The organism is Streptomyces sp. NPDC093221 (assembly GCF_044753885.1).
Classification (GTDB): Bacteria; Actinomycetota; Actinomycetes; order Streptomycetales; family Streptomycetaceae; genus Actinacidiphila.
Window position 1 is genome coordinate 232137 of record NZ_JBIVOA010000011.1, and the last position, 15595, is coordinate 247731.

At 71.2% G+C, this 15595-nt stretch carries 12 protein-coding genes and 1 riboswitch; all 12 genes read left to right on the forward strand.

Annotated features, from left to right (window positions below):
• Nucleotides 1-888: a carbohydrate ABC transporter permease gene (locus tag ACIQCJ_RS32255; RefSeq protein ID WP_402713345.1), complete on the forward strand. Its 888-nt coding sequence runs from the start codon at nucleotides 1-3 to the stop codon at nucleotides 886-888.
• Nucleotides 889-970: 82 nt separating this feature from the next.
• Nucleotides 971-3961, forward strand: coding sequence for a carbohydrate-binding protein (locus tag ACIQCJ_RS32260; RefSeq protein ID WP_402713347.1), 2991 nt, complete (start codon nucleotides 971-973; stop codon nucleotides 3959-3961).
• A gap of 111 nt (nucleotides 3962-4072) precedes the next feature.
• Nucleotides 4073-5743 (forward strand): alpha-amylase family glycosyl hydrolase, encoded by a 1671-nt coding sequence (locus ACIQCJ_RS32265; protein ID WP_402713349.1) that lies wholly within the window; start codon nucleotides 4073-4075, stop codon nucleotides 5741-5743.
• Nucleotides 5744-6284: 541 nt separating this feature from the next.
• Nucleotides 6285-7304, forward strand: coding sequence for an amino acid ABC transporter permease (locus tag ACIQCJ_RS32270; RefSeq protein ID WP_402713350.1), 1020 nt, complete (start codon nucleotides 6285-6287; stop codon nucleotides 7302-7304).
• Nucleotides 7301-8113: an ATP-binding cassette domain-containing protein gene (locus ACIQCJ_RS32275; RefSeq protein WP_391162901.1), complete on the forward strand. Its 813-nt coding sequence runs from the start codon at nucleotides 7301-7303 to the stop codon at nucleotides 8111-8113. Before ACIQCJ_RS32270 ends, ACIQCJ_RS32275 begins: the two co-directional genes overlap by 4 nt.
• A 132-nt stretch (nucleotides 8114-8245) precedes the next feature.
• A complete protein-coding gene (locus ACIQCJ_RS32280; RefSeq protein ID WP_355335599.1) occupies nucleotides 8246-9271 on the forward strand; it encodes a transporter substrate-binding domain-containing protein in 1026 nt (341 codons plus the stop codon).
• Nucleotides 9272-9324: 53 nt separating this feature from the next.
• The gene (locus ACIQCJ_RS32285; RefSeq protein WP_401854811.1) at nucleotides 9325-10440 is read left to right on the forward strand and encodes an FAD-dependent oxidoreductase; all 1116 of its coding nucleotides are present in this window, start codon (nucleotides 9325-9327) and stop codon (nucleotides 10438-10440) included.
• 44 nt (nucleotides 10441-10484) lie between these two features.
• On the forward strand, nucleotides 10485-11276 hold the full coding sequence (locus tag ACIQCJ_RS32290; protein ID WP_402713353.1) for a GNAT family N-acetyltransferase: 792 nt from the start codon (nucleotides 10485-10487) through the stop codon (nucleotides 11274-11276).
• 70 nt (nucleotides 11277-11346) lie between these two features.
• A riboswitch (SAM riboswitch) is annotated at nucleotides 11347-11458 on the forward strand.
• 34 nt (nucleotides 11459-11492) lie between these two features.
• The gene (locus ACIQCJ_RS32295; protein ID WP_355335606.1) at nucleotides 11493-11624 is read left to right on the forward strand and encodes a putative leader peptide; all 132 of its coding nucleotides are present in this window, start codon (nucleotides 11493-11495) and stop codon (nucleotides 11622-11624) included.
• A 167-nt stretch (nucleotides 11625-11791) separates the two neighbouring features.
• The gene (locus ACIQCJ_RS32300; protein ID WP_402713419.1) at nucleotides 11792-12982 is read left to right on the forward strand and encodes an LLM class flavin-dependent oxidoreductase; all 1191 of its coding nucleotides are present in this window, start codon (nucleotides 11792-11794) and stop codon (nucleotides 12980-12982) included.
• Between the two features lie 19 nt (nucleotides 12983-13001).
• Nucleotides 13002-14387, forward strand: a complete 1386-nt coding sequence (locus tag ACIQCJ_RS32305; RefSeq protein WP_402713355.1) for an NtaA/DmoA family FMN-dependent monooxygenase — start codon at nucleotides 13002-13004, stop codon at nucleotides 14385-14387.
• Complete coding sequence (locus ACIQCJ_RS32310) at nucleotides 14384-15502, forward strand: LLM class flavin-dependent oxidoreductase (protein WP_402713357.1); 1119 nt, start codon at nucleotides 14384-14386, stop codon at nucleotides 15500-15502. Before ACIQCJ_RS32305 ends, ACIQCJ_RS32310 begins: the two co-directional genes overlap by 4 nt.
• Nucleotides 15503-15595: the final 93 nt, after the last annotated feature.

Sequence of the window (15595 nt, forward strand, 5' to 3'; positions counted from 1 at the left end):
ATGGCCGCACAGACCGCTGTCCGCACGCTGATCGCGCCGACCGAGATGAACCGCCGCACGGGGAGGTTCCTCTACCGGTTCGTGCTGGGCGCGACGCTGCTCGGCTTCACCGCCGCCTTTCTCTTCCCGCTGTACTGGATGGCCTCGGGCGCGCTCAAGTCGTCGTCGGAACTGGCCCAGCCGAGGCCGACGATGGTGCCGCACTCCTGGCATCCGGAGGCGTACTCCGAAGCCTGGTCGTCGGTCGGGCTCGGCCACTACTTCCTCAACACGCTGCTGTTGGCGGCCGGGGCGTGGGCCTGTCAGCTCGTGGTCGACGTGGCCGCCGCGTACTCGCTGTCCAAGCTGCGGCCGGTGCTGGGCAATGTGGTGCTCGCCATGATGCTGGCCACGCTGATGCTGCCGGTGTCGGCGCTGCTGGTGCCGACGTATCTGACCGTCGTGAACGTGCCGTTGATCCACGTCAATCTCATCAACACGCCGATGGCCGTCTGGCTGCCGGCCTGCGCCAACGCCTTCAACATCTTCATCCTCAAGCGGTTCTTCGACCAGATCCCCACCGAACTGCTGGACTCCGCCCGGATCGACGGCGCGGGCACGGTACGGATCCTCGTGTCGCTGGTGCTGCCGCTGTCCCGGCCGGTGCTCGCGGTCGTGTCGATCTTCGCGGTGGTCGGTGTCTGGAAGGACTTCCTCTGGCCGATGCTCGTGCTGCCCGATCCCGCGAAGCAGCCGATCACGGTCGCCCTGAACCGGTTGGCGGACGACATGCCCGCCAACCAGTTGCTGGCCGGAATGGTGATGGCGAGCATTCCGCTGCTCGTCCTCTTCCTCATCTTCCAGCGCAGCATCATCAACGGCCTCACCGCGGGCAGCCTCAAGGGCTGACCGGGCGCGGGCCCGCGCTCACCCCCCACGCATGGCAACCCCCGCCGCACGACGTCGTGCGGTGCTCAGGGAAGGATCACCCATGTCTCCAAGCGCCCCAACCCACCGCGCCAGAACGCTCGCGGCGGTGCTGCCCGCGGTGCTCGCGGTGCTGATCGCACTGCTGGTCTGGCAGGCGTCGCCGTCGGCGCACGCCGCGACCACGGTCGTCGAGGCGGAGTCCGCGACGCTGTCCGGCGGCGCGGTCGTCGCCACCGACCACACCGGCTATACGGGCAACGGCTTCGTCGGCGGCTACACCGACGCCAACAAGGGCACCGCGTCCACCGCCTTCCGGGTCACCGCCACCTCGGCGGGCGCCGGAAGCGTCACCATCCGTTACGCCAACGGCACCACCGCCACCATGACACTCAGCCTCTACGTCAACGGCGCCAAGATCCGCCAGATCAGCCTCCCCGCCACCGCCAACTGGGACACCTGGACCACCACCGACCAGGCCATCACCTACACGGCGGGCACCAACACCATCGCGCTCACCTTCACCACCGCCGACAGCGGCAACGTGAACGTCGACAACATCACCGCGACGACGCCCAGCGGCAGCACCACACCGCCCGCCGCGACCGGTCAACTGGAGGCGGAGTCCGCGTCGTTGGGCGGCGGGGCCGTCGTCAGCAGTGACCACACCGGCTACACGGGCAGCGGATTCGTCGGCGGCTACACCGACGCCAACAAGGGCACGGCCTCGACCGGCTTCACGGTCAGCTCGGCCGTCGCGGGCGCCGGAAGCGTCACCATCCGCTACGCCAACGGCACCAGCGCCACCATGACGCTCAGCCTCTACGTCAACGGCGCCAAGATCCGCCAGATCAGCCTCCCCGCCACCGCCAACTGGGACACCTGGACCACCACCGACCAGGCCGTCACCTACACGGCGGGCACCAACACCATCGCCCTGACCTTCACCACCGCCGACAGCGGCAACGTGAACCTGGACAACGTCGTGGTGACGACGCCGACGGGCACGACGCCGCCGACCACACCTCCCACGACGCCGCCCACCACACCCCCGGCCGGTTCGCTCACGCACCAGGCGGAGGACGCGTACTTCTCGGGCGGGCCGAGCGTGGCCACGACCGCCTCGGGGTTCAGCGGCAGCGGTTATCTGACGGGCTTCGGCGCGCCGGGCGCGCGGGTGGTCTTCGCCGTCAGCGCGCCCGGCGCGGCGAGCTATCCGGTGGCGGTCGCGTACCGGACCGGGAGCGGTTCCGCCGCGTCGATCACGCTGACGGCCAACGGGCTGAAGGTGGCGCAGGTCGCGCTGCCGGGTACGGGCGGGGCGTGGTCGACGGCCACGGTCAGCGCACCGCTGCGGGCCGGGCTCAACACGCTGACGCTGCGCACCGAATCCGGTGACTCGGGCGCACCCGACATCGACGGCGTCGCGGTGACCGGCTCGGTCGCCAACGCCACGCGCGGCGCCACCGTGCCGTACACGTCCTACGAGGCGGAGAGCGGCACCACCAACGCGAGCACGATCGGCCCCGACCGCACCTATCTGACGGTGGCGTCCGAGGCGTCGGGACGCAAGGCGGTGGTGCTCAACAGCACCGGCCAGTATGTGCAGTTCACCCTGACCAAGCCCGCCAACGCGATGACACTGCGCTACTCGATCCCGGACAACGCGGCGGGCACCGGCACCTCGGCGCAGCTCAGCCTCTACGCCAACGGCAGCAAGGTCCGCGATCTCGACCTGTCGTCGAAGTACGCCTGGGTGTACGGCGGTTACCCGTACAACAACGACCCCTCGCAGGGCTCGGCGCACCACTTCTTCGACGAGTCGCGGTTCAAGATCGGGGACTTCCCGGCCGGGACAGTGCTCAAGCTCCAGAAGGACGCGGGCAGCACCGCCGCCTCGTACACCCTGGACCTGATGGAGACCGAGCAGGTCGCCGCGGACCAGGCCATGCCCGCGACCGGCTTCGTCTCCGCGACGACGCTCGGCGTCACCCCGAACGACGGGAGCGACGACACCTCGGCGCTCAACAACGCGGTGGCGACGGCCAAGTCGCAGGGAAAGGGCCTGTGGCTGCCCGCGGGCACGTACAACATCTCCGGGCACGTCAATCTGACCGGAGTCGCGCTGCGCGGCGCGGGCGAGTGGGCCACCGTGCTCCAGGGCCTCAACGGCAAGGGCGGGCTCTTCGGGCAGGGCGGCACCAACACCGTCCAGGACCTGACGATCTCCGGTGACGTGTCGTACCGCGACGACGCGAATTTCGACGCCGCGATCGAGGGCGACTTCGGCAACGGCTCGACCATCCAGGACGTGTGGATCGAGCACACCAAGGTCGGCCTGTGGATCGACGCGCCGACCAACGGCCTGTACGTGGGCGGCCTGCGAATCCGCGACACCGCCGCCGACGGCGTCAATCTGCACAAGGGCACCGCGAACACCGAGGTGTGGAACACCAGCGTTCGCAACACCGGGGACGACGGTCTCGCGATGTACTCCGAGGCGAGCGCGGTCACCAACTGCGCCTTCCGCTTCGACACCGTGCAGATGCCGCTGCTGGCGAACGCCGCCGCGATCTACGGCGGCAACGGCAACCGGATCGTGGACAGCGTCGTCGCCGACACGGTGACCGGGGCCTCGGGCATCGCGGTCAGCACCCGCAACTTCAATCCCGCGCCGGTCCCGTTCAGCGGCACCACCACCGTCGCGCGCAACACCCTGCTGCGCACCGGCGGCTACGAGCCGAACTGGCAGAGCAAGCTCGGCGCGCTGTGGATCTACGCCGACGGCTCCGACATCACGGCGCCCGTCGTGGTCAAGGACCTCGACATCACCGACAGCACCTACAGCGCGGTCCTGATCTCGTATCAGAAGACCGTCACCGGGCTGACGTTGAACAACGTCAAGATCCAGACGGCCGGCGCGTACGGCCTGGAGATCGACTCGAAGGGCTCCGGCAGCTTCGGCGGCGTCACGGTCAGTGGCGCGGCCTCCGGCGGGCTCAGCACCACCGGGACCTTCACCATCAACCGGGGCTCCGGCAACACCGGCTGGTAACGCCCCCGCACACCCCGGTCCGCCCCGCACCCCTGACGGGGCGGACCGGCCCCCGCGCATGCCCTGCGGCCCTCCGGGCCCTGGCTCTCCACGACCGTCAAGGAGACTCCCGTGACACTGTCCGCCTCCCCCACCGCACCCGCCTGGTGGCGGCACGCCGCGATCTACCAGATCTATCTGCGCAGCTTCGCCGACGGCAACGGTGACGGCATGGGAGACCTCGCCGGGGTCCGCGAGCGCCTCCCCTACCTGCGGGATCTCGGCGTCGACGCGCTCTGGTTCAACCCCTGGTACGTCTCCCCGATGGCCGACGGCGGCTACGACGTCGCCGACTACCGTGACATCGACCCGATGTTCGGGACGCTCGCCGAGGCGGAGCGGCTCATCGTCGAGGCGCACGAGCAGGACCTGCGGGTCATCGTGGATCTGGTGCCCAACCACGCGTCCGACCAGCACCCCTGGTTCCGGGCCGCGTTGGCGGCGGGTCCGGACGCGGCCGAGCGGGAGCGCTTCTGGTTCCTGCCGGGCCGGGGCGCGGACGGCGAACTCCCGCCCAACGACTGGCAGTCGTACTTCGGCGGCGCCGCCTGGACCCGGATCACCGAGGCGGACGGCACGCCGGGCCCCTGGTACCTGCACATGTTCGCGCCCGAGCAGCCCGATCTGAACTGGGAACACCCGCAGGTGCGGGCGGAGTTCGAGAGCATCCTGCGGTTCTGGCTGGAGCGCGGCGTGGACGGCTTCCGGATCGACGTGGCGCACGGCCTGGCCAAGAAGCCTGGGCTGCCCGACGTCGGCCGGGACCCGGACGTCACCGACCTTCCCTACCAGGACTGCGACGCGGTGCACGAGATCTACCGCGACTGGCGGAAGATCGCGGACGGCTACGCGCGCAGCCCCCGGCCCGGCGGGGCGCCCGGCGAGCGGGTGTTCGTCGGCGAGGTGTGGCTGCCCACGCCCGAGCAGTTCGCCCGCTATCTGCGCCCCGACGAGCTGCACTCCGCCTTCAACTTCGAGTTCCTGTGCTGCGCTTGGGACGCGGCCGGGCTGCACGAGGTCGTCGACGCCACGCTCGCCTCGCACCGGCTGGTGGGCGCGCCGCCCACCTGGGTGCTGTCCAACCACGACACGATCCGGCACGTGACGCGGTACGGCCGCGAGGACACGTCCTTCGACATGGGCGACAAGCGGCTCGGCTCGCCGAGCGACACCGTCCTCGGCCGCCGCAGGGCCCGCGCCGCGGCGCTGCTCACGCTGGCCCTGCCGGGCGGTGTGTACGTCTACCAGGGCGACGAGCTGGGCCTCGCCGAGGTCGAGGACATACCCGACCACCTGATCCAGGACCCGACGTATGCCCGCTCCGGGGGCCGCGACCGGGGCCGGGACGGCTGCCGGGTGCCGTTGCCGTGGTCGGCGGAGCCGGGCTCACTGGGCTTCTCGCCGGACGGCGCGAGCGCCGGACCGTGGCTGCCGCAGCCCGCCGAATGGTCGGGGCGGTCCGTCGCGGCCCAGCAGGGCGATCCGCACTCCGTGCTCGCCCTGTACCGGGCCGGTCTCGCGCTGCGCGGGGAGTACCTCCGGTGGCTGCCGGAGACGCTGGAGTGGGTGGACGCGGGTCCCGGCACGGTGGCCTTCCGCCGGGACGGCGGCTTCCAGTGCCTGGTCAACCTGTCCGCCGAGCCGGTCGCGCTCCCCGCCGGGCTCCGGGTGCTGCTGGCCAGCGGCCCGCTGGAGGACGGCCTGCTGCCCTCCGACACCTGCGTCTGGCTGACCGCCGAATGACCGGCGCGCCCGCGCGCTGATCCCACGAGCCCCGGCCCGTCCCCGCTGATCGCGTAGAAGACCGCGTCCCCCTCCGGTCCCGCGGAAGACCCCCTCCCCGCCGATCCCCGTGTCCCGTCCCGGCCGACCGCCGGGGGACGCGGGGATTTGTGCGTGGCGGTCGGCGGACCGCGCGTCCCACCTGGCGGAATTCACAACGCGTTCATTGACGTGGCACGCGCCACCTGGCTGACTTACGCCCAGGCCGGACCGCTGTCCGGCCCGGACTCACGACGCGAGGCCCCTACGGGCCGGCACAAGGGGAGGTGACCAGGGTGTACGCAGCTACGAGGACGGCCGCCGCCTGGCGCCGTCATCTCCGGGACGACGCGTACCGCAACCGGCACATCGACCTGCTGCGTGTCAGCAGCGCTCTGTGTCGACGCTGAATCCCGGGCCCGCCGCACGCTTCTGACGCGTTGTCACATCGGGCCCCCGCGCACTCCACCGCCCCTTCTCATGGGGCGGCTGCCGACGTCTCCCTTCGCGCTGGAGTTCCCCGATGAGCGAGCCACCCCGCCCCGCCGTGCCCGCGGGCGCGACCGACACCGTCACCACCCCTGCTCCACCGCCGCCGCGCACCCCGCCCGCCGACGACAGACGCGTCGGCCGGTCTGCGCAGCGCGTCGTCCCGCTGCGGCACCCCTGGCGCTGGGCGCTGACCGCCGTCGCCCTGGTGCTCGTCGCGCAGATCACGCACGGCCTGGTCACCAACCCCTTCTTCCAGTGGGACCGCTTCCGCTACTGGTTCCTGCGGCCGGTGATCCTGGACGGGCTGCTGGTCACGCTCCAAGTCGCCGCCTGGAGCGCCCTGTTCGGACTGCTCGGCGGCATCCTGCTCGCCCTGTGCCGACTGTCCAGGAGCCCGGTGCTGCGCTCGGTGAGCTGGATCTACATATGGCTGTTCCGCTCGGTGCCGCTGATCGTCATCCTCCTGTTCCTGTTCAACTTCTCCTCGCTGTACGCCACATTGAGTCTGGGCGTGCCCTTCGGTCCCGGCTTCGTGCACTTCGACGAGTCGCGGCTGGCCACCGACATGGTGGTGGCCGTGGTCGGCATCAGCCTCAACGAGGCCGCCTACGCCGCCGAAGTGGTGCGCGCCGGAGTGCTCTCGGTGGACCAGGGACAGCACGAGGCCGCCGCCGCGCTCGGCCTGCCGCGCGGCTACCAGTTCACCCGGATCGTCTTCCCGCAGGCGCTGCGGGCGATCGTGCCCTCGTACGTCAACCAGTTGATCGGGCTGATCAAGAGCACCTCGCTGGTCTTCTACGTCTCCCTGCTCGACCTCTTCGGCAAGGTGGAGAGCATGGGCAGTACGTATCCGGGTGACGTCGTCCCGCTGCTGCTGGTGGCGACCGTCTGGTACGTGATCCTGACCAGCGTCGTCTCGGTGGTCCAGTTCTACGTCGAGCGGTACTTCTCACGCGGCGCGCTGCGGACCGTACCGCCGACGCCGTTGCAACGCCTGCGTACGGCAGTGCGCGATCTGCGGGCGCGCGCCGAGATCGGATCGATCGCATGAGCGCCGACCGCTTCCCCGCCGACACGTTGGTCACCGCGGTGACCGCGCGCCCCGCCGCCGTGACCGTCCACGACGCGCACAAGTGGTACGGCACGCACCAGGTGCTCTCCGGTGTCGATCTGACCGTGCAGCCCGGACAGGTGACGGTGATCCTCGGCCCGTCGGGCTCCGGCAAGTCGACGCTGCTGCGGGCGATCAACCACCTGGAGAAGCTGGACATCGGCTACGTCAGCCTCAACGGCGAGCCGATCGGCGTACGGCACCACCGCGGCCGGCTCAAGGAGATCAGCGAGCGGGCGATCCTCGCCCAGCGCCGCCGGATCGGCTTCGTCTTCCAGGGCTTCAACCTCTTCCCGCACCTCAGCGTGCTGGACAACGTGGCCGCAGCGCCGGTCGCGGCCCGGCAGAAGACCAGGGCCGAGGCGGAGGAACTGGCCCGCGCGCTGCTCGGCCGGGTCGGGCTCGCCGACAAGGTCGACGCCTATCCCCGGCAGCTCTCCGGCGGCCAGCAGCAGCGGGTGGCCATCGCCCGCGCGCTGGCCCTCGAACCCGGCGTCATCCTCTTCGACGAGCCGACCTCGGCGCTCGACCCCGAACTCGTCGGCGAGGTACTGGCCGTCATCCGGGATCTCGCCACCAGCGGTACGACGCTGATCGTCGTCACGCACGAGATCGGCTTCGCCCGCGAGGTCGCCGACACCGTCGTCTTCCTGGACGGCGGCCGGATCGTCGAACAGGGCCCGCCCGACCAGGTGTTGGACAACCCCCGGCACCCCAGGACCCGCGAATTCCTCAGCAAGGTCCTCTGAACCCTCCTCCGAACCCCCGTACGCCGCGGGCCAAGGCGCGGACACAGGCGCCTTCCACAGCGACGGCCGCCTGCCCGCGGGCGCCCGATACGTCACCCCCCGCACATCCGCTCACCATCAGCGAGGTTCACCATGCCCGACATCCGTACCACCGCCACCAGACGCGTCGCCGCGGGCATCGCCGTCGCCGCCCTCACCTTCGGCCTCGCCGCCTGCGGCAGCGACAGCGGCTCGGACGCCGCGGCACCGGCCGCCGCGGACGCCAAGGGCACCGTCGTGGTCGGCGCGCAGTCCAACGGCGCCGCCAAGGAGATCACGCTCACCGTCCCTGAGGTCGCCGCCATCCGCGCCGAGCTGCCCAAGTCCGTGCTCGACAGCAAGCAACTCGTCATCGGCCTGGGCTTCCTGCCCGCCGGCTCGCCGCCGATCGGCTACGTCGGCGCGGACCAGAAGACCATCACCGGCTCCGAGCCCGACCTCGGCCGGCTGATCGCCGCCGTCTTCGGCCTCAAGCCCGTGCTGTCCAACGCCACCTGGGACAACCTCTTCGTCGGCATCGACAGCGGCAAGACCGATGTCGGCTTCTCCAACATCACCGACACCGAGCAGCGCAAGGAGAAGTACGACTTCGCCAGCTACCGGCAGGACAATCTCGGCTTCGAGGTGAAGAAGAGCGACACCTGGAACTTCGACGGCACCTACCGCAGCCTGGCGGGCAAGACCGTCGCGGTCGGCGCGGGCACCAACCAGGAGAAGATCCTGCTGAAGTGGCAGAGCGAGCTGAAGGCCGACGGCAAGAAGCTCACGATCAAGTACTTCCAGGACTCCAACAGCACCTATCTGGCGCTCAACTCCGGCCGGATCGACGCCTACTTCGCGCCCAACCCCAGCATCGCCTACCACGGCACGCAGACCGCGGGCTCGCCGAACGCCACCCGCAGCGCGGGCAAGTTCTCCGGCGCCGGGGCGTCCCTGCAAGGGCTGATCTGCGCCACGGCGAAGAAGGACAGCGGCCTGGCCAAGCCCCTCGCCGACGCGATCAACCACCTGATCAAGAATGGTCAGTACGCGCAGTGGCTCGCCGCGTGGAATCTGGCCAACGAAGCGGTGCCCGCCTCGCTGGTCAACCCGCCGGGGCTGCCGCTGACCAACTCCTGACCCCGTACCGGCCGCGGCACGGCCCCGCACCGACCGAAAGGAAGTCGACCGCCATGACACGCAGGAAAGTCGTCGTCGTCGGAGGCGGGGCCATGGGCTCGTCCGCGGCCTGGCACCTCGCCTCGCGCGGCGCCGAGGTCACGCTGCTCGAACAGTTCGCGCCCGGCCACGACCGGGGCAGCTCGCACGGCAGCTCCCGGATCTTCCGGCTCGCGTACGCCGATCCGTTCTACGTCGGCCTCGCCGTACGGGCGCTTCCGCTGTGGCGGCGGCTCCAGGACGAGACGGGCAGCACCGTACTGACCCTGACCGGGGCCGTCGACCACGGGCCCGCGCGGGCCGTCGCGGCGCTGCGGGACGCGCTGCGCGGGGCCGGGCGGCCCAGCCAGGAGCTGACCGCGCGGGCCGCCGCCGAGCGCTGGCCGGGGCTCGTCGCGGACACCACCGCGCTGTTCCACCCCGAGGCCGGGCGGCTGCACGCCGACGACGCGGTGGCCGCCTTCCAGCAGGCCGCGCGGGCCAAGGGCGCGACCGTACGGCACGGCGTCAAGGTCGGCGCGCTGCGGCGGCGCGGCTCGGGCGCCGAGGTGGTCACCGCGCAGGACGAGGTGATCGCCGCGGACGCCGTGGTCGTGGCCGTCGGCGGCTGGGCGGCCCGCACGCTCGGCCAGGTCACCGAGGGCCCGCCGCCGCTGCGCGTCACCCAGGAGCAGCCGGTGCACTTCCCCGCCCCCGACGCGCCGGACTGGCCCGCCTTCATCCACCACGGCGGGGCCGGTATCGACGAGGCCGCGGGCGTGTACGGCCTCGGCAGCGCCGACGGGGTGAAGGCCGGATTCCACGGGATCGGCCCGGTCGTGGACCCGGACGACCGGGACCGCACGCCCGATCCCGTGGTCCTCGGCAGGCTCCAGGAGTACGCCGCCCGGTGGCTGCCCGGTGTCGATCACACCCGGCCCACCCCGGTGACCTGCTTGTACACCACGACCCCCGATCATGACTTCGTGATCGACCGTGTGGGACCTTTCACCGTCCTCGCGGGATTTTCCGGGCACGGATTCAAGTTCGCATCAGTGGTCGGCGAAATCGCCGCCGACCTCGTGGACGGCCGTCCGGGGTCAGGACGGTTCGCGATCGGCCGTCCGTACCGCCCGGCGACAGCGCAGTGACGGCGACACGCCGTACGACAGCAGAACGGAGAGTCACGGCGACCATGTCGACCAGCCTTCAGCACCCGCAGCAGCAGCCCCAGAGCCCCGGACCCACCGGCGACCAGGTCTTTCCCGCGTCGCCGCACCCGCTGGACAACCCCGCCTGGGCCGCGCTGACCGGGGCGCACCGCCATCTCGCGCAGATCGTCGGCTCCGCCGCGCGCTACCCGGAGGACGTCTCGCCCTTCGTGGCGCTCGCCGACCCCGCCGATCCGGCCGCGTGGGCGGACCTCGCCGCCCTCATGGGTCCCGGCGCGACCTTCGCGCTGGCCGGCGTCCCGGCCACGCCCGACGGGTGGCGCAGCGAGTGGGGAGCCGAGGGCGTGCAGCTCGTCGGGACCGACGCCCTGCTGGACGAGGCCGATCCGGAGGCGCGCCCGCTCGGCCCTGCGGACGTACCGGAGATGCTGGACCTGGTCGAGCGGACCAAGCCGGGTCCGTTCAGGCAGCGCACCATCGAACTGGGCGCCTACTACGGCATCCGCCGCGACGGAAAGCTCGTGGCCATGGCCGGTGAGCGGCTGCGGCTCGACGGCTGGACCGAGATCAGCGCCGTGTGCACCGACGACGCGTTCCGCGGCCAGGGCCTGGCGTCCCGGCTGGTGCGGCACACGGCGGCCGGGATCCGCGGCCGGGGCGACCGCCCGTTCCTGCACGCGGCGGGCAGCAACGTCAACGCCATCCGGCTCTACGAGTCGATCGGCTTCGCGCTGCGCCGCACTACGCACTTCCGGGGCGTACGGGTGCCGGGCGGCGACGGCGACGCGGAAGGCACCGGCGGCGCGGGCGAATGAACGCCGGTGACGGACACCGGTGACGGACGCCATTGCGCGGGACGGTATCCGCGAGATAGCGTCGAATTCAGGTGATGAGTGTCAGCGACAAGCCCTGGCTGGCTGACCGGCAACCCTCCCTCGCGGCGGGGTGCTCCAGGTGACAACCAGGCGGGTCCCGACCGGACCCGCAAGCGCGACTCCGGTACGGCCCCCGGCCGTACCGCCCGGACGGGGGTGACGACAGTGCGAGCGGACTTCGACCGCGCCGACGTGCGCACCCTCGTCCCGCGCGGACCCGTCGTGCATCTGTACGGGCGCCAGCACATCGATCTCCAGCGCGTCGCCGGCGCGCTCTGTTGCGCCTGATCTGACCCCGCCGACGCGACCGCCATGGGGCGGCCGTGTCCTCCTCCGGTCGATCAGGAAGGCACTTCGCCGTGTCCGCACACCCGTCATCCCTGTCCTCCTCCGCCTCCCCCGAGCCCGCTTCATCACCTTCGTCCGTTCCGTCGGCGTCCGCCGCCCGTCCGCCGCTGCACCTCGCGGTCGCCCTGGACGGCGCGGGCTGGCACCCGGCCGCGTGGCGGGAGCCGGACGCGCGACCCGGCGAACTGTTCGACGCCGCCTACTGGGCGGACGCCGTGACCGAGGCCGAGCGCGGCCTGCTGGACTTCGTCACCATCGAGGACTCCCTCGGGCTCCAGTCGACCGGGTACGGCGACCCCGACGAGCGCACCGACCAGGTGCGCGGCCGGCTGGACGCCGTGCTCATCGCGGCCAGGGTCGCCCCGCTGACCAGCCACATCGGTCTGGTGCCGACCCTGATCGCCACGCACACCGAGCCGTTCCACCTGTCCAAGGCCATCGCCACCCTGGACTACGTGAGCGGCGGCCGGGCCGGGCTGCGCATCCAGATCTCCGCCCGACAGCACGAGGCCGCGCACTTCGGCCGCCGCGAATTCCCGCCGTTCCGCATCGAGGAGTACAACCAGCCGCACGTCCAGGACCTGGTCACCGACCTCTTCGACGAGGCCGCGGACTACGTCGAGGTGCTGCGGCGGCTGTGGGATAGCTGGGAGGACGACGCGGAGATCCGGGACGTGGCCACCGGCCGCTTCGTGGACCGCGACAAGCTCCATTACATCGACTTCCAGGGCCGCCACTTCGGCGTCAAGGGCCCCTCGATCACACCGCGCCCCCCGCAGGGCCAGCCGCCGGTGACCGCGCTCGCGCACGCGACCGTGCCGTACCGGCTGGTGGGGCGCGCCGCGGACATCGGCTATGTGACCCCGCACGACGCGGGGCAGGCGGCGGCGATCGTCGCGGAGATCCGCGCCGAGCAGCGGGCCGCGGGCCGGGAGGCCGAACCGGTCCATGTCTTCGGCGATCTGGTGGTCTTCCTCGACACCGACCGCGCTGCGGCCGAGGCCCGCAGGGACCGGCTGGACGCGCTGCTCGACCAGCCGTACACCAGCGACGCGACCGTCTTCGCCGGGACGCCCGCCGAACTGGCCGACCTGCTGCTGGAGTGGCAGGACGCCGGGCTGACCGGTTACCGGCTGCGGCCGGCGGCGCTCGGCCACGACCTGCCCGCGATCACCCGCGGCCTGGTGCCCGAGTTGCAGGCGCGCGGCGCCTTCCGACGCGCGTACGAGGCCGGCACACTCCGCGGCCTGCTGGGGCTCGCGCGCCCCGCGAACCGTTACGCCACCACCAGCGCCTGAGCCGGAGGATCCGACCGTCATGAGCAAGCCCCTGAAGCCGATCCATCTCGCGGCCCACTTCCCCGGCGTCAACAACACCACCGTGTGGAGCGACCCGGCCGCGGGCAGCCACATCGAGTTCAGCTCCTTCGCCCACTTCGCGCGCACCGCCGAGCGGGCCAAGTTCGACTTCCTCTTCCTCGCCGAGGGCCTGCGGCTGCGCGAACAGGGCGGCCATATCTACGACTTGGACGTCGTCGGCCGCCCGGACACCTTCACCGTGCTCGCCGCGCTGGCCGCGGTGACCGAGCGGATCGGCCTGACCGGCACGATCAACTCGACGTTCAACGAGCCGTACGAGGTGGCCCGGCAGTTCGCCAGCCTCGACCACCTGTCCGCGGGCCGCGCCGCGTGGAACGTCGTCACCTCCTGGGACGCCTTCACGGGCGAGAACTTCCGGCGCGGCGGCTTCCTTCCGCAGGACGAGCGGTACTCCAGGGCGCGGGAGTTCCTGGCCACCGCCAATGAGCTGTTCGACTCATGGCACGGCGACGAGATCGTCGCCGACCGGGAGACCGGGACGTTCCTGCGGGACGCGCGGGCCGGGGCCTTCGTCCACAAGGGCCAGCACTTCGACATCCAGGGGCAGTTCAACGTCCCGCGCAGCCCGCAGGGCCGCCCGGTGATCTTCCAGGCGGGGGACTCGGAAGAGGGACGCGAATTCGCCGCGTCGAGCGCGGACGCGATCTTCAGCCGGTACAGCACTCTCAAGGAGGGGCGGGAGTTCTACACGGACGTCAAGGGGCGCCTGGCCCGGCACGGCCGCAGGGCGGACCAGTTGCTGATCCTGCCCGCCGCCACCTTCGTGCTCGGCGACACCGACGCCGAGGCGGAGGAGCTGTCCCGCGAGGTGCGCCGCGCGCAGGTCAGCGGTGCCACCGCGATCAAGCACCTGGAATTCGTCTGGAACCGCGACCTGTCCGGGTACGACCCGGAGGGCCCGCTGCCCGAGATCGACCCGGATCTCGGCGAGCACACCATCGCCCGCGGCCGGGCTCAAGTCCGGATGTACCGCGACCCGTTGGCGACCGCCCGCGAGTGGCGGGAGCTGGCGGCGGCCAACAAGTGGTCCATCCGCGACCTGGTCATCGAGACCGGCAACCGCCAGTCGTTCGTCGGCTCCCCCACGACGGTCGCGGAGACCATCAACTCCTTTGTGCAGGCCGACGCGAGCGACGGTTTCATCCTCGTCCCGCACATCACCCCCGGCGGTCTCGACGTCTTCGCCGACACCGTCGTGCCGCTGCTCCAGGAACGCGGTGTGTTCCGTACCGAGTACGAGGGCGGCACGCTGCGGGACCACCTCGGCCTGGCCCACCCGGACGCCGGGGGCGACATCGCGGACGTACGGGAGTCGGTGGCATGAAGTTCCTCGCCATCACGCTGATCGTGCACCGGCCCGACCCGGTCACCGGCATCCTGAAGTCCACTCATGAGCGCTTCAGGGAAGTCCTCGACAACGCGGTGCTCGCCGAGGAGTTGGGCTTCGACGGGTTCGGGGTGGGAGAGCGGCACGAGCGGCCTTTCATCTCCTCCTCGCCGACGGTGGTGCTCAGCCATGTCGCGGCGATCACCCGGCGCATCCGGCTCTTCACCGCGGTCACCACGCTGAGCCTGCTGGACCCGGTCAGGGCGTACGAGGACTACGCGACGCTCGACCATCTCTCCGAAGGCCGCCTGGACCTGATCATCGGCAAGGGCAACGGCACGGCGCAGCGCGAGCTGTTCCACGTCACACCCGAGGACCAGTGGGACCGCAACGCCGAGAGCTACGAGGTGTTCCGGCAGATCTGGCGGCAGGACAAGGTGACCGCGCGGACCCGCTTCCGCCCCGAGCTGAAGGACGCGGAGGTCTGGCCGCGGCCGTACCAGCGGCCGATCCGGGTCTGGCACGGCAGCGCGACCAGCAAGGAGTCCGTGGACCTCGCCGCCCGCTACGGCGATCCGCTGTTCTCGGCGAATGTCACCAACCCCATCGAGCCGTATGCCGAGTTGATCCGCTACTACCGGGAGCGCTGGGAGCACTACGGCCACGATCCGGCGGACATCGCGGTGGGCGCGGGTTCCGCGGGGCTGTACGTGGCCCGCACCTCGCAGGAGGCGCTGGAGGTCTACCGGCCGATCTTCGAGAGCAATCTGGCGTTCCAGAAGGAGGTGGGCCTGCCGGTGGTCTTCGGGACGCTGGAGGACTTCGTGGAGCGCAGTTCGGCGCTGATCGGCAGCCCGCAGCAGGTGATCGAGAAAGTGCACCGCTATCACGAGGAGTTCGGGCACACCGTGCTGCATCTGCACGCGGACGCGAGCGGGCTCGGCGAGGCCGAGCACCGTACGTCGCTGGAGCGTTTCCAGTCCGAGGTCGCGCCCGTGCTCCGCGCGGAGATACCCGATCCGCCGTGGAACTGGGGGCCGGTGAACACGGCCTCTCCGCGTAAGGACACCGTCGGCGCAGGCACCATCGCAAAGGAGGGCGACGCCGCATGAGCGTTCCCGCAGCTTCCGGCTCATCGAACCCCTCACGTCCGTCGGACCCTTCGAGTTCCCCGGACCCTTCCGCCTCTTCGGCTTCCTCGAACT

What these genes read in the sequence shown, in the direction of transcription:
- ACIQCJ_RS32255 (WP_402713345.1), top strand. Translation starts at nt 1, where the DNA reads ATGGCCGCACAGACCGCTGTCCGCACGCTGATCGCGCCGACCGAGATG.
- ACIQCJ_RS32260 (WP_402713347.1), top strand. Translation starts at nt 971, where the DNA reads ATGTCTCCAAGCGCCCCAACCCACCGCGCCAGAACGCTCGCGGCGGTG.
- ACIQCJ_RS32270 (WP_402713350.1), top strand. Translation starts at nt 6,285, where the DNA reads ATGAGCGAGCCACCCCGCCCCGCCGTGCCCGCGGGCGCGACCGACACC.
- ACIQCJ_RS32275 (WP_391162901.1), top strand. Translation starts at nt 7,301, where the DNA reads ATGAGCGCCGACCGCTTCCCCGCCGACACGTTGGTCACCGCGGTGACC.
- ACIQCJ_RS32280 (WP_355335599.1), top strand. Translation starts at nt 8,246, where the DNA reads ATGCCCGACATCCGTACCACCGCCACCAGACGCGTCGCCGCGGGCATC.
- ACIQCJ_RS32285 (WP_401854811.1), top strand. Translation starts at nt 9,325, where the DNA reads ATGACACGCAGGAAAGTCGTCGTCGTCGGAGGCGGGGCCATGGGCTCG.
- ACIQCJ_RS32290 (WP_402713353.1), top strand. Translation starts at nt 10,485, where the DNA reads ATGTCGACCAGCCTTCAGCACCCGCAGCAGCAGCCCCAGAGCCCCGGA.
- ACIQCJ_RS32305 (WP_402713355.1), top strand. Translation starts at nt 13,002, where the DNA reads ATGAGCAAGCCCCTGAAGCCGATCCATCTCGCGGCCCACTTCCCCGGC.
- ACIQCJ_RS32310 (WP_402713357.1), top strand. Translation starts at nt 14,384, where the DNA reads ATGAAGTTCCTCGCCATCACGCTGATCGTGCACCGGCCCGACCCGGTC.